The sequence below is a fragment of the Marinilabiliales bacterium genome, assembly GCA_007695015.1.
Lineage (GTDB): Bacteria > Bacteroidota > Bacteroidia > Bacteroidales > PUMT01 > PXAP01.
In genome coordinates this window covers 72,061-91,831 of sequence record REEN01000044.1, presented here as the reverse complement: position 1 = coordinate 91,831, position 19,771 = coordinate 72,061, and the positions used below count along the sequence as shown (strand labels likewise).

General features: G+C 51.1%; 13 protein-coding genes. 5 read left to right on the top strand and 8 right to left on the bottom strand.

From position 1 onward, the window contains the following. Nucleotides 1–68 precede the first annotated feature (68 nt). Nucleotides 69–1,613, top strand: a complete 1,545-nt coding sequence (locus EA408_04575) for an AbgT family transporter (GenBank protein TVR73583.1) — start codon at nucleotides 69–71, stop codon at nucleotides 1,611–1,613. Between the two features lie 247 nt (nucleotides 1,614–1,860). On the opposite strand, the gene EA408_04570 is transcribed toward EA408_04575, so the two are convergent. Together EA408_04570 and EA408_04565 are read right to left on the bottom strand one after the other, a co-directional pair. Then, nucleotides 1,861–2,613 (bottom strand): YebC/PmpR family DNA-binding transcriptional regulator, encoded by a 753-nt coding sequence (locus EA408_04570; protein TVR73582.1) that lies wholly within the window; start codon nucleotides 2,611–2,613, stop codon nucleotides 1,861–1,863. Between the two features lie 129 nt (nucleotides 2,614–2,742). Beyond that, nucleotides 2,743–3,396, bottom strand: coding sequence for a hypothetical protein (locus EA408_04565; protein ID TVR73581.1), 654 nt, complete (start codon nucleotides 3,394–3,396; stop codon nucleotides 2,743–2,745). A 173-nt stretch (nucleotides 3,397–3,569) separates the two neighbouring features. Between EA408_04565 and EA408_04560 the strand changes: the two genes are divergently transcribed. Together EA408_04560 and miaB are read left to right on the top strand one after the other, a co-directional pair. Then, the gene (locus EA408_04560; GenBank protein TVR73580.1) at nucleotides 3,570–5,081 is read left to right on the top strand and encodes a caspase family protein; all 1,512 of its coding nucleotides are present in this window, start codon (nucleotides 3,570–3,572) and stop codon (nucleotides 5,079–5,081) included. Nucleotides 5,082–5,227: 146 nt separating this feature from the next. After that, nucleotides 5,228–6,634, top strand: coding sequence for a tRNA (N6-isopentenyl adenosine(37)-C2)-methylthiotransferase MiaB (gene miaB, locus EA408_04555; protein ID TVR73579.1), 1,407 nt, complete (start codon nucleotides 5,228–5,230; stop codon nucleotides 6,632–6,634). A gap of 39 nt (nucleotides 6,635–6,673) precedes the next feature. Here miaB and EA408_04550 read toward each other — a convergent pair whose 3' ends face one another. The 3 genes from EA408_04550 to aspS form a co-directional block, all read right to left on the bottom strand. Then, nucleotides 6,674–7,624, bottom strand: a complete 951-nt coding sequence (locus EA408_04550) for a hypothetical protein (protein ID TVR73578.1) — start codon at nucleotides 7,622–7,624, stop codon at nucleotides 6,674–6,676. Between the two features lie 162 nt (nucleotides 7,625–7,786). Beyond that, the gene (locus EA408_04545) at nucleotides 7,787–8,944 is read right to left on the bottom strand and encodes a DUF362 domain-containing protein (GenBank protein TVR73577.1); all 1,158 of its coding nucleotides are present in this window, start codon (nucleotides 8,942–8,944) and stop codon (nucleotides 7,787–7,789) included. A 108-nt stretch (nucleotides 8,945–9,052) separates the two neighbouring features. After that, complete coding sequence (aspS, locus tag EA408_04540) at nucleotides 9,053–10,816, bottom strand: aspartate--tRNA ligase (protein TVR73576.1); 1,764 nt, start codon at nucleotides 10,814–10,816, stop codon at nucleotides 9,053–9,055. A gap of 100 nt (nucleotides 10,817–10,916) precedes the next feature. Between aspS and EA408_04535 the strand changes: the two genes are divergently transcribed. Then, entirely contained in the window at nucleotides 10,917–11,366 is a 450-nt protein-coding gene (locus EA408_04535) for a nucleoside deaminase (protein TVR73575.1), read from the top strand. Between the two features lie 249 nt (nucleotides 11,367–11,615). After that, nucleotides 11,616–14,615 (top strand): S9 family peptidase, encoded by a 3,000-nt coding sequence (locus tag EA408_04530; protein ID TVR73574.1) that lies wholly within the window; start codon nucleotides 11,616–11,618, stop codon nucleotides 14,613–14,615. 36 nt (nucleotides 14,616–14,651) lie between these two features. Here EA408_04530 and EA408_04525 read toward each other — a convergent pair whose 3' ends face one another. The 3 genes from EA408_04525 to EA408_04515 form a co-directional block, all read right to left on the bottom strand. Then, nucleotides 14,652–16,940, bottom strand: a complete 2,289-nt coding sequence (locus EA408_04525) for an NADP-dependent malic enzyme (GenBank protein ID TVR73573.1) — start codon at nucleotides 16,938–16,940, stop codon at nucleotides 14,652–14,654. Nucleotides 16,941–17,043: 103 nt separating this feature from the next. Then, nucleotides 17,044–18,096, bottom strand: a complete 1,053-nt coding sequence (gene pdxA, locus EA408_04520; GenBank protein ID TVR73572.1) for a 4-hydroxythreonine-4-phosphate dehydrogenase PdxA — start codon at nucleotides 18,094–18,096, stop codon at nucleotides 17,044–17,046. Between the two features lie 67 nt (nucleotides 18,097–18,163). Further along, nucleotides 18,164–19,609 carry a leucyl aminopeptidase gene (locus tag EA408_04515; protein ID TVR73571.1) on the bottom strand — a complete coding sequence of 482 codons (1,446 nt, stop codon included), beginning with the start codon at nucleotides 19,607–19,609 and terminating at the stop codon, nucleotides 18,164–18,166. Nucleotides 19,610–19,771: the final 162 nt, after the last annotated feature.

The window sequence follows — 19,771 nt, the reverse complement described above, 5'->3', positions numbered from 1 at the left end:
AGAATTTTTAAAAAATTGACCGATCTTCTTATCTTTGAAGCTTTTCAGAAACTGTAACCCGATAACCGATGAGCTTCCTCAGAAAAACCCGGTCAGTCATGTCAAGGGCCTTCACAAGGTCACTCGACTATATTGAAATAATCGGCAACAAACTCCCCCACCCGGCAACCATATTTGCCCTGCTGGCGCTGATAGTCATTTTGCTGTCAACCCTTACCTACTGGCTGGGCACCTCTGCGGTGCACCCGGTCGACGGGAGCGTTGTAACGGTAAATAACCTTCTGAGCGGCGACGGCATAAGGTGGATTTACACCAATATACTTCCCAATTTCCTGAGGTTCCCGCCCCTGGGATACGTGCTTGTCGTTATGGTGGGTATCGGACTGGCGGAGGGTAGCGGACTCTTTGCCGTGATGATAAGGTCGCTCGTGCTCAGTGCCCCTCCAAGGCTTATCACGATGGCCATCGTGCTGGCCGGGATCATAAGCGGTCTGGCGGTTGAGGCCGGCTACGTGATCCTCATCCCGCTTGGCGCGATGCTTTTCCATGCCCTGGGCAGGCATCCCATGGCAGGACTGGCTGCAGCCTTTTGCGGTGTGAGCGGCGGATTTGGCGCCAACTTCTTTATCGGTTCTGTCGACCCCATCCTCGCCGGCATATCAACCTCGGCGGCACAGCTCATCATTCCCGACATGGTGGTCAACCCCGCCGTTAACTACTATTTCATGATCGCCTCCAGCTTCGTGGTGCTGTTTGTGGGGACATGGGTAACCGACAGGGTTGTAGAACCAAGGCTCGGCAAATACGAGGGAACGACCGAAAAATTCGCAATCCAGCAGCTAACCACCCGGGAGAGAAAGGGACTCAGATGGGCAGGCATCTCCACCCTGATCTTCGTGGCGCTGATGAGCCTTACCGTAATACCCGGGAACGGACTGCTCAGGGATCCCGAAACCGGCTCCGTGCTTCACTCCCCGTTCTTTGACGGCATCATCATCGGCATCCTGCTATTTTTCTTCATCCCCGCACTCGTTTACGGGCGTATAACAGGAACCATAAGGGATGACAAGGATCTGATGAAGCATATCATCAAGTCTATGTCGGGCATGGGAGGATATATAGTGCTGGTATTTTTTGCCGCCCAGTTTGTCTATTTCTTCAACCACAGTAACCTGGGCCTGATAATTGCCATCAAGGGAGCAAGCGGACTGAGGGATATAGGTTTTACGGGCCCGATGCTGATCGTCGCCTTCGTGTTTCTCTCGGCATTCATAAACCTGTTCATGGGAAGCGCATCAGCCAAATGGGCCATCATCGCACCGGTATTCATACCCATGCTGATGCTGCTCGACAACCCTTACCATCCGGGCATTACACAGGCTGCTTTCAGAATTGGCGATTCACTGACCAACCTGATAACCCCGATGATGAGCTACTTTGCACTCATAGTTACATTCGCCCAGAAATATGACGAGCGTTACGGCATTGGCACCATCATATCGACCATGCTGCCGTACACCATTTTCCTTTCCATATTCTGGACCCTGCTCATGGTGTTGTGGGTTTACCTGGGAATTCCGCTCGGGCCCGACGGACCGATCTTTATCCAGTGAAGCTGCCCTATTGACAGTCAGCTTCAGGTAATAATTATTTCCCTTACGGGGAGGTTAACGGAGCAGCGGGCTTAATCTCCGGAGAGCCACAGAGCTGGCTGTAAAAAGGGCCGGATGTAAACGGATCCGCCTGCTGTAAGTAATTATTGTTTCCCTTTCGGGGAAGTGAACGGAGCAAATGGCTGAATAACGGGATAGCTGCTGAACCGTTCGCCGGTGGAGAAACGGTATGATGATCCTATCCGGGTCAGGATTCACTTTCAAGGGCCCCGGCCACCTCATCGGTCACGTCAAGGTTGTGGTATACGCTCTGCACATCGTCGTCATCCTCAAACTCCTCAATAATCTTCAATACCTTAACGGCATCGTTCACATCGAGCTGTTTAAGGTCATTCGGGATCCTCTGCAGTCCGGCATTCTCGGGCTCAATACCCATCTCCTCAACTTTTTTACGCACCTTGCCGAAATCCTCCATCGAAGTGGTGATATAGTAGACCTCCTCGTTAACCTCAATGTCCTCTGCCCCGGCATCTATAACCTCAAGCTCAAACATTTCGGCATCATGAATCTTCTCTTCCGGAACAGTAATTATTCCCTTCCTGTCAAAAAGGAACCCAAGCGAACCATTGGTGCCAAGGTTCCCGCCCCTCTTGTTGAAGATTGCCCTTATGCTGCCTACCGTTCGCAGATGATTGTCAGTCAGGCACTCTATAAATACGGCAACTCCATTGGGCGCATAACCTTCAAAAGTCAATTCCTGCAGGTTGGAAGGGTCCCTGTCAGCTTTGTTTATGGCCCTTTCGATATTATCCTTGGGCATGTTCACCCCCTTAGCGTTGGCTATGGCAAGCCTGAGCCGAGGATTGGCTTCGGGATCGGGCCCTCCTTCGCGTACCGAAACATCAATTTCCTTTACTATACGGGAAAAAATCTTGCCCCTTTTGGCATCAAGAGCCCCCTTTTTCCTCTTGATGGTAGACCATTTACTGTGTCCTGACATATCATTTACAATTTACACAAAGATAAAACTTTCCTGTTTTTCTCTAACAACCCTGCGGTCTCATAGACCGCGTATCACCTCCCTGGCAGGAGAATTAACGGATATCGTCTGTCATTACGATCATTACGATCATCTCCTGGAGAACCATGTGAGACTCATATATATACCGTGGCTCATCAGTCCGAGTCTCTCACCCTCCATGTCAAACTGGTAATAATCTTCAATTGCCATTGAAGCATACCTGAACCTGTAACCCACTCCGACGAGTATCCTGTTAGAAAGGCGGAACTCCTTTCCGGCCGCAAGAGAGAGCCCCGGTCCAAATCCGGTGGTGAACTCAGCAGCGGTTTCCGACAAGTCGGCCATCGACAGAAGCAGGCAGGCCGAAACAAAAAACTCGCCCGGCATGAAAAAATAGGCTACACCAAGCTGGGTGTTGAGCGCTGCCAGGTTGCCGGCAGAATTCATCGGCAGACCGGCCCCCGAAATGACTATCTCGGGAGCATACTGTATGTCAAATGAGAAATTTGCCGCCAGGTTATCCGTTATACCGAGGAAATAGCCAAACCCGCCCTCAATAACACCGCCGCTGAGTTCAAATATGCCGCCTATATCGCCGGACATACTACCCGCTCCTATGAAGAAACCTCCCCTGTTGCCGGCATGAGTGAACTCCAGCTCCCTGGGTGCATCGGGTGAGGGCGGGGGAGTTACACGCTGCTGGGCGCTAAGGTTAATGAGGGGCAAAACTAAAACCAGGGCAATTATTATCCTTTTATGCATGGCTGATGTTTTAATTAGTCCTGCCAGGCAGACGGTCTGGATTAAAAGGTATCCGGTGCCGGCTTATCAGGCAATTTAAGCAATGCATAATTTCAATCCAACAAAATGGCTTGAAAATTAATTCATATCGCCTATTTTTCATATTTTTACCTGTACAACAGCCATTCCCGGATATGACAAAAATAGGGTCAGCTCTGTTGCTTGCGGTAATGCTGAGTGCCGCAGTCATCCTGCAGGGACAGGTGAAGCAGGACGGAAGCGTTATCTACAGCGATAAAAAGGTGGCACTTGTCATTGGTAATTCTGACTATCCTTTCGCACCACTGAGGAATCCCGTTCATGATGCTGAAGATATTGCCTCTCTTTTGACTGCCAAGGGTTTTGAGGTGCTTCACTATACCGATATCTCCGGGATTGACGACATGAAGAGGGCAGTGCGCGAATTCGGCCGGCGCCTGCAGGGAGGTGAACTCGGACTCTTTTACTTTGCAGGCCACGGGATCCAGATACAGGGAATAAATTATCTTATTCCGACCCATGCCGAGATCAATTTTGAAGAGGAGGTCGAATATGAGGCCCTCGACGTCGGGTTTGTACTTGCCCAGATGGAAGCGGCCCGCAACCAGATGAACATAGTCATCCTTGATGCATGCAGGAACAACCCCTTCATGCGAAGCTTCAGGTCCGCCGGACGGGGACTTGCGGGCATGGTCGCTCCAACCGGCACATTAGTAGCATATGCCACCGCACCGGGATCGGTGGCCAGCGATGGGCACGGCAGGAACGGCCTCTACACTGAACAGCTCCTCGAACAGATAAGGGTTCCGGGACTCAAGATCGAGGAGGTGTTCAAGAATGTCAGGACAGAAGTGCTCGCCAGAAGCAACGGACAGCAGGTGCCATGGGAATCATCATCGCTGATAGGCGATTTCTACTTCACAATGCCCGATGAGCTTGCAGAAGAGTCCCCCGTCATGTACACACCAAAAACAGACCCGCAAACTGCCAGGGAGCCGGCACCGGCATCGGAAACAGCATTCTGGAGAGCATCGGGCGACCTGTTCTGGTTTGAGCTTGATGGAACAAGCATTGAGAAGGAACTCGACTACCAGTGGAGCGGCAACAACCGCGATCTTGTTGTCCGGCACAAACTCACCGGAGAAAGTTATGTACTGCAGGATTTTGCCCAACTAAAGGATAGCCAGTGGAGACCTGCCGTAAAGATTGAAGGGAGATCAGCCGGCCTGACTGCCGGCACACCAGAAGACCCGGTGGTGCTGTGGAGAGCGACCAAAGATGGTTACTGGCTCTATTACAACGGAGCGGATATAAGCAATGAGACCACTAACGAATGGAAGATGGAGAACCTTATTGTTAAGCATCCACGAAGCGGACAATCATTCCTGTTGAGGAACTTCAACAGGAACACCGACAATGAAGTGAGGCCCGCCGAGATAATACTGCCCCGCCGGGAGAGGAACAACCTTGTCAATGTTGTATGGAAAGCCGACCAGCAGGGTTACACATTTTACATAAACGGCAGCAATGTGACAGCAAGCACCAGGAGCAGCCGGGAAGGCAATGACCTGAAGGTTGTCTACCGGCCCCGCAATGCAAGTTTTCTGCTGAAGGACTACTGGCAGTCGCTCGACAATACCTGGCGCCAGGCCATCCCTCTCTTTTAGCTCCCCATGAACTTCACCTCCTTAAATGGACTGTCACCACCTCCTCATTGCGTCCGGCAAACTCTTTTGCCGCTTTGTAATTCAACCCGCAAGATGTAACTTTGTGCAAATTTTCCAAACCGGCTACCACTATCAGAACTTGACGCATGCCCCTGAAAAACATTAAAATATCAAGCGGCCCCGAAGCCGGCCTGCTTACCTCGCCGGATAACCGGAAGCTCTATATTGAGACCTATGGCTGCCAGATGAACGTAAGTGATTCGGAGGTGGTGGTCTCCATCATGCAGGACAACGGTGTTGCATATACTTCAGAGCCTGGGCATGCCGACATAGTACTCATCAATACATGCTCTATCAGGGAGAATGCAGAAAAGAGAGTCTGGGGCAGGCTTGAGGTGTTCAGGCAGATGAAAAAAAATAATCCCGCGCTGATGGTAGGAGTCATAGGCTGCATGGCCGAGAGGCTCAAGGAGAAGCTGCTTGAAGAAGAACACCTGGTCGACCTGGTAATAGGCCCTGATGCCTACAGGGAGTTGCCCGCGCTCCTGGAAGAGGCCGGGACCGGACAGAAGGCAATAAATGTACTGCTTAGCCGGGAAGAGACCTATGCCGATATCAGTCCCCTGAGACTCGACAAGAACGGGGTCTCTGCATTCGTTTCGGTCATGAGGGGCTGCAACAATTACTGTGCCTACTGCGTGGTCCCGTTTACACGGGGACGGGAACGCAGCAGGGACCCCGAATCAATAATCAATGAAATTGACGACCTGGCATCAAAAGGTTACAGGGAAGTAACCCTGTTGGGACAGAATGTAAATTCCTACAACTGGAACAAGGGCAACGGTTCACCAACCGGATTCGCCTCGCTGCTTGAAATGGCGGCCCGCAGGCATCCCGGGGTAAGGCTGAGGTTTTCCACCTCCCACCCCAGAGACATAGGCGACGATCTTTTACACACCATTGCCAGGAACCCCAATATATGCAGGCATATCCACCTGCCGGTACAGTCGGGAAGCAGCAGGATCCTCAGACTGATGAACCGTGGCTATACAAGGGAAAAGTACCTCGACAGAATTGATGCGATCAACAGGATCATTCCCGGATGCGCCATTTCAACAGATATCATTGCCGGCTTCTGCAGCGAGACCGAAGTTGATCACCGGCAGACAATATCCCTGATGGAGGAGGTGGGTTATGACTTTGCCTTTATGTTCAAATATTCAGAGAGGCCCGATACTGCCGCCGCGAGGAAACTGGCCGACGATGTGCCGGATGATGTAAAGTCTGAGAGGCTCACAGAGATAATAGAATTGCAGGGCAGTCTTTCTGCCAGAAGCAAGAAGGACGACATTGGTAAGACCTTTGAGGTGCTTGTTGAAGGGACCTCAAAAAAATCGGCCGGCGAACTTTTCGGCCGCACCTCCCAGAACAAGGTAGTGGTGTTCCCGGCCGGCAGCTATAGGCCCGGAGACTATGTAAACGTTAAGATAACCCGTTCCACGCCAGCCACTCTTATAGGAACAGCCACAGACCCGGTCAGCCGGAGATACTGACAGCCGGAAACCCTGATAACCGGTTTCCAACGGTACCGTTTAATCTGAGGGAAATATAAGGTCAAGCAGGTCAAGGCTTCCGGAGGGGTCAGACGACATCACTGCTACAACCTTGCCGCCCGACTCCCGGGCGGCATAACCCGCCATGCTTAAACCTTCCTTTATCATAGCGGCCTCCGGCAGCGGATCAACCCCCGAAAACCTGACCAGCAATATATCATACTTCCCGTCCTCACCGGTAAAACCAAGGTTCCAGAGCTGAAAATCATCCATCCCCTCGAAAAGGTGGGCTAAACCGGGTACTAAACTCTGCACCCCGATAATGCCCTTGACCAGCCTGATGCCGTCTTCGAGACCTTTAAAATGGGAACTGCTGAGCACCCCGGGTATCACCGGCCCCGGCATCCCGGGTACAGACGCACCTGATCCTGAGTCAACGTCCGCCATCCCGCCGATCCGGTCTGCCAGTACCTCTGCAGCCCGAAGTGACAGTTCACGGGCCCTGTCGCTGCCTGAATAGTTTATGAGTGAAAGGTAATAACCTCCCGAGTACATCTGGTACTGGAACCGGTTTATACAATAGCCTGTGCTGGCCGGCCCGCCTTCTTCACAACCGTGTACCGAAACAGAAAAGATCCCGTATGCTGCAACAGGGTTATCCATTCGGTAAAGTTCAAGCCTGAAGTTTTCTCCTTCCCAACCGATCTCCTGGAGCGCCATCCTGTCAAACCCGTATTCATAGTAGAGATCCGCAGCCCCGTTTATGAGCCCCCAGAGCGCACCACCCACAAATATCTCACTCCTCGAAATAACAGCGCCGGGCAGGTCAGAAGGGGCCAAAAGCGGCATGCCGTCAATTGCGCTGCCCGGAGTTCCGGGAGTAACAAAGCCTTCCGTACCGGGCAGCATCTCATCAGGGCCTGCTTTACCAATGTTACCGGCAACCCCGCTGCCGGGTGATCCGAATGAAAAAAAGCATGCCAGAAACAATAAGCAAATATTTATACCCATAACCAGCTTCTTATCTCAACCCTTTATATTATATCAAACCTGCCATTTATAAAGGCTCATTAAACTAAATTAATCCTGCCATTTATACCGGCGCCCTAAACTAAATTAATCCTGCCATTTATACCGGCACTTAAACCTATATCAGCCCTGCACTATTTTTCTCAGGTCAATCATGTCCCTGTCCGCCACCCCCAGTCCGTAACCTGCTGCAAGCTCCATCTTCTTCATTCCCACATCAAAAAACCCTTCCTGCCTGCCCATCTCAATACGCTTACCTATGATAATGTCGTATCCGGCCACATCCATTGCTACCGGGTCGGTACCCAAAAGAAGCATCTTGTAATCGGTGAAGAACTGAGGATTGGCACCCGGTCCGCCGTCATAGCATCCTCTTATGCCGTCGGCAATATTCAGGACAACCTTGTCGCGAACCGGAGGAAAGGCGCACACCTGCGCCGACGTCTCCGCCCAGAGGGTCGCATGCAGCCTGCTGGTATTGGTGATAACACCGTAGCCCAGGTTCTTAAGGCACAATGTAACAGAGGCACCGGCATTTTTCATTATGGGAAGGTTAATGATCTTGTCAAGCTGCTGTGTCACAATTTTGGAAAAATATGAATAATTGCCCTGGTTAACCATGAACGGCATCATGTAATCATCATACTCCATTTCACAATCGGCCCAGTAGTACCAGTCCCTGTCAATCATCGACAGGCTGTAGAGTTCGCCGTTCTCGTCATAATATGAACCGCTCTCATCAACATGCTCAGTGCCTGCAATGGCAATGCCCGGGTAATTCTCAGGGGTAAACCCGGCATCCCTCAGTTGCTGCATACGGCGGTCAAAGATCATTATGTCATCCCTGGCTATGCCTGACTGCTCAAGCTGAGAAATAACCGATTTTACAAGCGCATGGCTTGTTGAGAGCAGCTTTCCCCCGATAGGGTTAACCTTGAGGCCTATCTTCTCACCCGGACTGACAAATTGTCTCCAGGCGTCCCTCACATCATTGCACTCACCCAGATCCCGCATGCCCCCGTCAAGCATTTTATTTACAGCCTCCTCATTTATGGTGCCGTCTGATATAGATTTATCATCGTCAACCCGCACCACCCTGCCGGGATATTTGCCGGGCATGGAATTTTCATTGCGCGGGTGTTTCAGTGCATCGGCAATATTTGTATCAGTCGGCTGATCCGGTGCAATAGCCGAAAGCGAAGAGGGGAAAACGGGAGTTAGGCCAGCGCCAAGGCTGCCGGCGGCAAACAGTTTGAAAAACTTGCGACGTCCGCTGTCCATTAGCTTTGAATTTAAATTTATTAAAAGGAACCTGGTTACCCGCCGGGCACATTATCGTACCCATTGACAGTCAGGCGGGATTGCATATTCCGTGATCCATTATCCCTGTCATTGTTCAGGAACCTGTTCATCAATCCTGAGCCTGAGCTCCCTCAGCTGTTCGGCCGAAAGCACCGAAGGTGAGTCTATCATCAGGTCCCTGCCTGCATTGTTTTTCGGGAAAGCAATCACATCCCTTATCGAATCCGACCCGGCAAAAACGGCCACCCACCTGTCGAATCCAAAGGCCACTCCCGCATGAGGCGGAGCCCCGTAGGTAAAAGCCTCCATCAGGAAACCGAACTGCTCCCTTGCCTGCTCATCAGTGAACCCGAGGGTCTCAAACATTTTCTTCTGCAGCTTGCCATCATGGATACGCACCGACCCGCCGCCAATCTCAACACCGTTTATCACCAGGTCATATGCATTGGCGCATACCGACCCCGGATCGGTCTCAAGAAGGGGTATGTCTTCGGGCCGGGGACTCGTGAAGGGATGATGCTTGGCATAGAAACGTGCTGTCTCCTCATCCCATTCCAGGAGCGGAAAGTCAACCACCCACAGCGGAGCGAATTCGTCCTCATTAACCAGTTCCAGTCTTCGTCCCATCTCAAGCCTCAGCTCCGAAAGGGCCTCCTGGGTATCTACCCGGTTTCCCGCAAGTATGAGCAAAAGATCACCCTTCCTGGCCCCGGCTTTTCCAACCCATTTGCCAAGGGCCGCTTCATCATAGAACTTATCGACCGATGATCTTATTGATCCATCCCGGTTCCATTTAACCCAAACCATGCCTTTGGCCCCGATCTGCGGCCTTTTTACATAATCGGTAAGGTTATCGATCTGTTTGCGCGAAAACCCGGCACAATTTTCGGCGCATATGCCTCCCACATACTCTGCATCGTCGAACACAGCAAAATTGTTACCCCTTGTCAGTTCCGTCAGTTCAAAAAGCTCCATCCCAAAACGGATATCGGGCTTGTCGGTCCCGTACCTGTCCATTGCATCCTTGAATGTTATCCGCGGAAACGGCCCGTTAAAGCTTATGTTCTTGATTTTATCGAAAAGGTGCTTTGCCAGCCCCTCGAAAGTACTCAGCACATCCTCCTGCCCGGCAAATGCCATCTCACAATCTATTTGCGTGAATTCAGGCTGCCGGTCAGCCCTCAGGTCCTCATCCCTGAAACACTTCACTACCTGGTAATACCGGTCAAACCCCGATATCATCAGCAACTGCTTGAATATCTGGGGCGACTGCGGCAAAGCGTAAAACTGGCCGGGGTTCATCCTCGAGGGAACCACAAAATCCCTGGCTCCCTCGGGAGTTGATTTTATCATGACGGGAGTCTCTATCTCAATGAATTCCTGCTTGTCAAGATACCGCCGTATCTCGCCTGCCATCAGGTGTCGCAGCTCCAGGCTACTCTTCATCACGTTGCGCCGCAGGTCAAGATACCTGTACCTCATCCTGAGCTCATCACCCCCGTCAGTATCATCTTCAATGGTAAAGGGCGGCAGTTTTGACGGATTTAGAATACCCAGGGTCTTTACCTCTATTTCGATTTCGCCCGTCGGTATCTTCAGGTTCTTGTTCGACCGTTCCCGCACCACGCCTGTTGCCTGGATAACATACTCCCTCCCCAGTCCCCTGGCCTCTTTGCATAGAAGGGCATCCGTCTCCATATTAAAAACAAGCTGGGTTATCCCGTAGCGGTCCCTCAGGTCGATAAAGGTCATGCCTCCAAGGTCGCGCGATCTCTGCACCCATCCGCTAAGTATGACCTCCTTGCCGTCATCTCTCAGATTAAGCTCTCCGCAGGTATGTGTCCTGTACATATAGTAATAATTGGTTAGTTTGCTAAATTAAGAATATTTTTGCACTTGCTTTTACCGGTCAGCAAAACAATAGACCAGTAATACACAAAAACCGGAGCTTATGGACATGGTCGTTTTTTCAGATGCATATTTCATGAAAGAGGCTCTCAAGGAAGCCGAAAAAGCAATGGAGAGGGATGAAGTCCCCGTAGGGGCCGTTATAGTCAGCCAAAACATGATAATAGCAAGGGCGCATAACCTCACCGAGACCCTGAACGATACCACTGCTCATGCCGAGATGCAGGCATTCACAGCTGCATCAGGCTACCTCGGAGGTAAATATCTCAATGACTGCGCCCTATATGTGACCCTTGAGCCGTGCACAATGTGCGCCGGGGCGGCATACTGGGCCCGGATCGGCAAGATAGCCTGGGGCGCTGATGACGGGAAGCTGGGCTTCACCCTTACCAACAAAAACATGCTCCATCCCAAAACAGAGATCATATCCGGTATAATGAAGGATGAGTGCTCGGCCATTCTGAAAAGATTCTTCAGTGAAAAACGGAGGTAGGCATTAATCCCGCTTCTGCGCGTATACTCCGCCTTTAGTATGCAATATCAACCAGCCCGGGGCATACCCTAAGTGTCACTTGGTATTTGTTATTTCCAACACCTGAGTCCGCCGTATTAAATAATTAACATTTTATTCATCCAGGGCCGACATTTTTTATACTTTTACCTTGCATTTTGAAAAGCCCGCAAGGCTTCAACACAATCCGACAATATTATCCGGATATTATCCAAACCAAACCTTATTCGAATGGACCTTTTAAAAATCATTGTTCGCGGGATAATCATACCCGCATTGATCATTGGCCTTTCGGGGCATAACTCTCTTCAGGCAGCCGAAGAGAACAGCCCTGAAGTTTCCGCATCCGGATATTACAATACCGGGGAACCACTTAATTATAATCAGGATGCGGATGATACAGCACCTGCAGAAGCGCGGCCTGTGCGCTGGCAGGATGTTGCCGGCTGGAAATACATTCACGGCGGCTCAGTCACCATCTCAAACGACGGCAGCTGGTTTGCATACTGGTACAGCCCCAACAAGGGCAATTCGGAAATGGTCCTGCAAAGCGCCTCAGGCGATATCAAAAAGACCTTCCCAATCGGCGAGACCAGGGGCGCTGCGGGAAATGCGATAGCCTTCAGCCACGACTCCAGGTTTGTGGCCTTTACGGTCTATCCCACTGAGGAGGAGAAGGAGAGGGCAGGCCGGGGAGATGCCCCCGCCAATAAGATGACGCTGATAGACCTTCTGAATGATGAGGAGACAACCTATGAAAATGTGAGGTCGTTCTCGTTCTCGGGCGAGAACCCCGGATGGATCGCGGTGCACCTGACAACCCCGAAGCCTTCACAGGACAGCGATGCAGGGAAGGGGACCGACCTGCTGCTTGTTAATCCCCGAAAGGGAAATACTTTTAATTTCGGAAATGTGTCTGAATTCTCGTTCGATAAAAAGGGTAACTGGCTGGCATGGCTGACTGATGCCCACGGCAAGGCGGGCAACGGACTGCAGCTGCGTAACATGCAGACAGGCGAGGTGTTGTCGCCCGAAAGCGGCAAGGCTGCATACAGGTACCTGAGCTGGACCAGGGAGGGGGACGGACTGGCAACGCTGAAAGGTGAAGAGAGTGATGATTTCAAGGATGATGTGTACTCGGTTATCGGGTTGAGGGGATTTAACAGGGGCGCGCCCGAAAAGGTGGTTTACAATCCTCATGAAGACCCGACCTTCCCCGGTGAGATGACCATAAGCCCAAACCGCAGACCTTACTGGTCGGATAACCTCAACACCTTTATATTCGGCATACACCGCAATGAGCGGGAGGAAAAGGAGGACAAGGATGACAATGGCGGGACGGCGGAAAATGACACCCTTGCCACAGCCGTAAACGACACAATCGCGGTTGGCGGAAACGGAGAAACAGCGGCGGCGGCGAAAAATACCGACGAAAAGCCCGACCTGATATTGTGGCACTGGCAGGACAGCCGCCTGCAGTCGGTGCAACGCAACAGGCGGAATGCCGACAGGAACTTCAGCTACCTGGCCCTTTACCATGTGCGGGAAAACAGGTTCATCAGGCTTGCCGACGATGAGATGCGGTCAGTAAACGTTGCCCCGAAGCAGAAATATGCCATAGGGATCGACAACAGCGGGTATGAACTTATTGGCGGACTGAGCGGCGAGAACTTTGCCGATGTATACATAGTTGACCTTGCTACCGGGCAGCGCTTACTGGTACTGGAGAAGCACCGGATGCTCGGGGGACTGCAGCCGTCGCCCGACGGTGAAAAGTTCACCTGGTACCGTGAGGGTAATTACTATGTATGTACGTTTGCCACCGCCGAGAGCGTGGTTATTACCGAAAACATACCAACAACATTCGTAAACCTTGAGAACGACCGCAACGTGCCGTATCCACCCACTCCTCTGCTGGGGTGGACAAGCGACAGCAGGGAGTTGCTGATAAGGGACAACTGGAACGTGTGGAAAGTATCCGACAACGGAAGGAGGTTTGATAATCTTACCATGGATGGCGAAAGGAACGGCAGGCGGTATCAGTACCGTTTCAGACTCGACCCCGATGAGGAGGGGATCGACCTGAGGCAGCCGCTTTTCCTGAGGGTTTTTGACCAGGAAACCAAGAAAAGCGGCATAGCCAGGATCGACCGCGGCAGGAGCGGCGCCAAAATGCTGCTGTGGGATGACGCGTCGTACGGAGGACTGAGAAAAGCGGCCGATGAGGATGTGTACTTTTTTACCCGCGAAACGGTAACCGACACGCCCGATTTTTATGTATCAGAGAACACCGGACTGACCGGCGCACGCAAACTGACCCAAACATACCCCGAACAGGAAGATTTTGCCCTGTCGCCGGGGTCGCGGCTCATCTCATTCATAAGCGACCAGGGCGATACCCTGCAGGCAGCGCTCTTTCTTCCTGCCGGTTACGAGGAGGGAAAACAGTACCCCACGGTTGTGTACATATACGAGAGGCTGACACAGGGACTGAACAGCTATTCAAGGCCCTCCTTTCCGGGGGGCGGATTTAACCGTGCCATGTACACCAGCAACGGCTACGCGGTGCTGATGCCCGATATTGTATACAAGCTGAATGACCCGGGTATGTCGGCGGTATGGTGCGTGCTGCCTGCCGTCGATGCTGCCCTGGAGACCGGCGTGATCGATCCTGACAACATCGCCATTCACGGCCATTCATGGGGCGGGTACCAGACATCTTTCCTGATAACACAGACCGACATGTTCAGGGCTGCGGTTGCAGGTGCCCCGCTAACCAATATGATAAGCATGTACAGCCTTATCTACTGGAACACCGGCAGCACCAACCAGCCCATCTTTGAGAGCAGCCAGGGAAGGCTGACACCGGGGTACTGGGACAACTGGGAGGCGTTTAAGCGCAATTCACCGGTATACTTTGCCCAGAACGTCAACACGCCCCTGCTCCTTATGCATAACGACGAAGACGGTGCTGTTGACTTCACACAGGGGATCGAGTATTACAACACCCTGCGCAGGCTAAAGAAACCGGTAATAATGCTTCAGTACGAGGGTGAGAACCACGGGCTGCGTAAGACCGCCAACCAGATCGACTATGCGGTGCGCATGATGGAATACCTCGACCATTACCTTAAGGGTGAGGAGGCACCCGAATGGCTCGAGCAGGGAGTGCCGCTGCTGGAGATGGAGAAGCACCTCGAACAGCGGCCTTCTGTGCTGGGGGGCAGGTAACGCTTATTGGCAGTTTGCCTTTAACGGAGCGGGATATCAGATATCTGCCACCTCCCCCCTCTCCAGGTACTGGGCGTCAACTACTGCGATCGCAGCCATGTTGACTATCTCCCTTACCGAACTCTCAATCTGAAGGATGTGAACCGGCTTGTTAAGTCCCAGCAGTATGGGCCCGACGGCCTCGGCTCCTCCGATCTCCTGCATCATCTTGTAGGCAATGTTGCCCGAGCTGAGATTGGGAAATATTACCGTATTGATATCTGAATCGGCAAGCATTGAGAAGGGGAACCTTATCTTGCGCATATTCCGGTTAAAAGCAAAATTGGCCTGCATCTCACCGTCAACCTTCAGGTCTGGATGCTCCGTGTGCAGGATCTCAACGGCTTCGTGCGCACGCTGGGGACTACCATCCCTGATTGACCCGAAATTCGAATAGGATACCAGGGCAATCCTGGGTTCAATATTGAATTTCCTGATGGCATGCGCAACGAGTAGTGTGGTGTCAACCAGCGTTCGGGCCGAAGGTTCTATGTTTACAGTGCAGTCGGCAAAGAAGAAGGGGCCCTTCTTGGTAATCATAAGGTACATGCCAGCTATGTGGTTCATGGTGTTGTTGGTCCCCACAATCTGCAGAGCCGGACGGATGGTCTCGGCGTACCTGGAAGAGAAACCTGAAATGAAGGCATCGGCCTCACCGGTCTCGACCATCATCACACCAAAAAAATCACGGTTGTACATTTTATCCAGTGCTTCATCATACAGCATTCCCTTACGCTGTCTACGCTCATAGAGAAGACCTGCATACCTCTCCCTCCTTTCTTCTTCACTGTCACTGCGGTAATCTATAACCGGCACGCCGTCAAGGCGCAGGCAGTTGTCGGCAATCAGCTTCCTTATAACCTCGGTGTTACCGAGCAGTATGGGTTTGGCTATACCGTCAACCAGCACCCCCTGCGCGGCCTTCAGTACCTTGAGATTGTTGGCTTCGGCAAATACCACCCGTTTCGGGCTCTGTTTTGCCTTCTCAGTTATCGACCGGATGAGCTGGTTGTCAAAACCCAGCCGCCTGTTGAGCTCCAGGTCATATGCCTTCCAGTCGCTTATTTTTTTGCGTGCAACTCCCGAATCTATCGCTGCCCTGGCTACCGCAGCCGAAACCCTGGAAATAAGCCTTGGGTCAAGGGGCTTGGGTATCAGGTATTCCCTCCCAAAGGTCAGGTTCTCCAGCCCGTAGGCCTTGTTCACATCATCTGGGACAAGCTCCTTTGCAAGTGTGGCCAGGGCATTACAGGCAGCTATCTTCATCTCCTCGTTTATTGTGGATGCCCGCACATCAAGGGCGCCCCTGAAGATAAACGGGAACCCCAGGACGTTGTTTACCTGGTTCGGGAAATCGGAACGGCCGGTTGCCATAATAACGTCATTCCTGGCAGCTAAAGCGTCATCATAGGATATCTCAGGGGTGGGATTGGCCATGGCAAAAACAATGGGATTTTCGGCCATGCTTCTGACCATATCCCGGGTTACTATGTTACCTACCGATAAACCCAGGAACAGGTCGGCCCCCTCCATCGCTTCGGCGAGTGTACGTACCTTTGTATCGCGCGCAAATTTCCTCTTAACCTCGTTGATATCTTTGCGGCCGGTATGTATAACACCCTTGCTGTCGAGCATGATAATATTTTCAGGCCTGACACCCAATGAGATGTAAAAAAGGGAGCATGAAACACCTGATGCGCCGGCTCCGTTTACCACAACCTTCAAATCGGTAATATTTTTACCGTTCAGTTCAAGGGCGTTGAGAAGAGCGGCGCCTGAAATTATCGCTGTGCCATGCTGGTCATCATGAAAAACGGGAATATCAAGCTCTTTTTTCAACCTCTCCTCGATCTCGAAGCACTCCGGGGCCTTTATATCTTCGAGGTTTATCCCGCCAAAGGTTGGAGCGATCGCCTTTGTGATCTCTATGAGCTTTTCGGTGTCTTTGCAGTCAACCTCGATGTCAAACACATCAACATCGGCAAAAACCTTGAACAGCAGACCCTTGCCCTCCATAACCGGCTTGCCGGCAAGGGCTCCTATGTCGCCCAGTCCGAGCACTGCGGTACCGTTTGAAACAACGGCTACAAGATTGCCTTTTGCCGTATACTTGTATGCATCTTCAGGATTCTTTTCAATCTCCCGGCAGGGCTCCGCCACACCGGGGGTGTAGGCCATAGATAGATCCCGCTGCGTACTGTATGCTTTGGTAGGGATAACCTCGATCTTGCCCGGCTTACCTTTACAGTGGTAATTCAGAGCTTCTTGTTTTGTAATTTTTGCCATGGTTAAAAGGTGTTTTTGGGTTATACATCTTCACAAAATATTGACTAGTCGCAACTAGTCATATTACGAATAATTTACCTTTTAACCGCAGGCAATGAATATGTTATTCAGCAGATGACACCTCACTGTCAACTGAGCCTTCAACAAGAACATCATATTCCTTCCTGTTCCTGAAAATATCACATGCAAGATAGATGGCCCTTCTGAAGGGATCGGGTGAAGCAACACCAGTCCCGGCTATCTCAAAGGCGGTCCCGTGTGCCGGAGAAGTCCGTACAACAGGTAGTCCGGCTGTAAAATTAACCCCGCTCTCAAATGCAAGCGCCTTGAACGGACCAAGTCCCTGGTCATGATACATAGCCAGGATGGCATCGAATTTTGAGAAATTGTCTGACCCGAAAAACCCGTCAGCCGGGAACGGCCCCAGAACCATCATATTCTCATCTCTGGCCTGATCGATAGCAGGCTGAATAATCTCTTTCTCCTCAGTTCCCATCAGTCCGTCCTCCCCGCAGTGGGGATTGAGTCCCAGTACAGCTATACGTGGCTTCCTTATACCGAAGTCCCGCACCAGCGAAGAGTGAAGCAGCCTCAACTTACCGGCCAGCATATCGACAGACAGTAACCCCGGGACATCTGCAAGGGCAACGTGACCGGTTGCTACAGCCACTCTAATAAGATCGCTCACCATAAGCATCAGGACATCAGGTGACTCAAAATGGTGTGCAAGATATTCGGTATGCCCCCTGAAGGGAAACTTATCAGACTGAATGTTCAGTTTATTTATCGGGCCCGTAACAACCAGGTCAATCACTCCCTGTTTCAGGTCATTCACGGCTGTATTTAGCGATATTGCCGATGCTTCTCCAGCCATGGGCGTCGATTTTCCAAGCTCAACCCTTATATTGTCATCAAGGCAGTCGACAATATTAACCCTTTTCGGGTTGGCCTCAATTGCATTTTTTATGTTGTTAAAACTGAAGTTGTCAATATTAAGCGCTTTACGATGATACGCCCCTACCTTGGGCGAACCGTAAACTACGGGAGTACAGACATCAAGCATCCTGGGATCCATCAGGGCCTTTATGATCACCTCATAGCTTATGCCGTTAATATCTCCCTGGGTTATCCCTACCCTTACTTTTGAAGTATCCATAATACTGTAAGTTATAGTTTTCCTCTTACTGTTACCAATTTTTCAGTTTCCAATTACCTCCAAAAACTCACCTCTCCATTGCATATCTGAAGAAAAAATCAGTCAGAATACGCACACCCGTACCAGTGCCACCCTTTGTCCTGTAGGTTTCGGCTTTATGGAGGAATGCCGTTCCGGCAATATCAAGGTGGATCCAGGGATAAGAAGTAAAATGCTCCAGGAACTTTCCTGCCGTTATGGTACCGGCCTCCTTGCCACCGATATTCCTTATGTCAGCAATATCGGACTTAAGCATTTCAAGGTACTCCTCCCAAAGCGGAAACAATACTGTCCGTTCGTGGGTACGGTAACCGCTGTCCTCCAGCCTGGAATACCAGTCAACCGCATCCTTCTGCATTGCGGCCATCCCCTGTGTGCCGAGAGCTGCGGCAGCCGAACCGGTGAGAGTGGCAATATCAATTACAAGAGCCGGATCATACTGTTTAGCCCAGCTAAGGGCATCTCCAAGCAGCAGTCTCCCCTCTGCATCAGTATTGAGAACCTCAACGCTGGTTCCGTCATACATTGATATTATGTCGCCGGGCACAATGGCATTCCCGTCAGGCCTGTTATCCGTGGCGGGTACAAGGCCTATAACATGCACCGGGATACGGGAAGACGACAATGCATACATTGTACCCGCAACTGTCGCTGCACCAGCCATGTCACACTTCATATAGTCCATGCTGTTATGAGTGGGCTTAAGGCTTAGCCCCCCTGTATCATATACAACACCCTTGCCAACAAGGACAAATGGTTTCTTGTTGACAGGATTCTCAGGTTTCCACTCCATTACAGAAAAGGTGGGAGGATCAACACTGCCCCTGTTAACAGCCAGCAAGCCTCCCATCCTCAGGCTTTCGATCTTCTGTTTGTTCATAACCTCTACCGTAAAACCAGACCTGGCGCCGGCTTCTTTGAATCTATCTGCCAGACCGGAAGCATTCAGGTGTGACAGCGGTTCATTTACCAGATCCCTTGCCAGATATACGGCTTCACATACCGATTGAAGCCATCCGGCATCATCTTCACCAAGATTGGCAGAGTATATATATATTCTTTCCGGAAATGACTCTTCTTTATCCTTTTTTGTTACATATTTTTCAAACCGGTAACTGATAAGTATAAGCCCTTCAACCAGTGCAGATATCAGAGCCGGATCGTTTGTCAGGTCAACAAACGCCAGTTCCGGTTGATCGAGTTCCCTTAACACCCGGAGGATTCCGGGTGAGATATTCCTGAGTTTTTCAAGCTGTTCCGGTAAAGGCTTGCTACCGTCATTTACAGCGACACATATATATGTTCCAAGCCTGTTGATAATTATAAGATCATCCCCTTTATCAATACGCGCCCTGGCATACTCCGATTCACTGTCGGTCATTCCGGGCACTTCCAGATGGCTCCCCTTTGCTGTGAGGTAAACAGCAGGCATCCCCTCCGGAATTGCTACTGTTTTTACCAGTATTGTATTCATTCTGATCTGAGTTTATATTCTGACCGCCATATAGTAAAAACCTGCCATATAAATAACCCCGGTTTTGGCAATCAGGCCCAAAGTTAAATGATTTTGAACAGTTTTTTTATTAGTATGCCAAATTGTTAACAGGCACCTCCAGCCATGCATGGTACACAATAA

Bases quoted from the DNA above. Each gene is read 5' to 3' on its own strand.
- miaB (TVR73579.1), top strand. From the start codon at position 5,228: ATGCCCCTGAAAAACATTAAAATATCAAGCGGCCCCGAAGCCGGCCTG.
- EA408_04565 (TVR73581.1), bottom strand. From the start codon at position 3,396: ATGCATAAAAGGATAATAATTGCCCTGGTTTTAGTTTTGCCCCTCATT.
- EA408_04545 (TVR73577.1), bottom strand. From the start codon at position 8,944: ATGGACAGCGGACGTCGCAAGTTTTTCAAACTGTTTGCCGCCGGCAGC.
- EA408_04575 (TVR73583.1), top strand. From the start codon at position 69: ATGAGCTTCCTCAGAAAAACCCGGTCAGTCATGTCAAGGGCCTTCACA.
- EA408_04530 (TVR73574.1), top strand. From the start codon at position 11,616: ATGGACCTTTTAAAAATCATTGTTCGCGGGATAATCATACCCGCATTG.
- aspS (TVR73576.1), bottom strand. From the start codon at position 10,816: ATGTACAGGACACATACCTGCGGAGAGCTTAATCTGAGAGATGACGGC.
- EA408_04560 (TVR73580.1), top strand. From the start codon at position 3,570: ATGACAAAAATAGGGTCAGCTCTGTTGCTTGCGGTAATGCTGAGTGCC.
- EA408_04515 (TVR73571.1), bottom strand. From the start codon at position 19,609: ATGAATACAATACTGGTAAAAACAGTAGCAATTCCGGAGGGGATGCCT.
- EA408_04570 (TVR73582.1), bottom strand. From the start codon at position 2,613: ATGTCAGGACACAGTAAATGGTCTACCATCAAGAGGAAAAAGGGGGCT.
- pdxA (TVR73572.1), bottom strand. From the start codon at position 18,096: ATGGATACTTCAAAAGTAAGGGTAGGGATAACCCAGGGAGATATTAAC.
- EA408_04525 (TVR73573.1), bottom strand. From the start codon at position 16,940: ATGGCAAAAATTACAAAACAAGAAGCTCTGAATTACCACTGTAAAGGT.
- EA408_04535 (TVR73575.1), top strand. From the start codon at position 10,917: ATGGACATGGTCGTTTTTTCAGATGCATATTTCATGAAAGAGGCTCTC.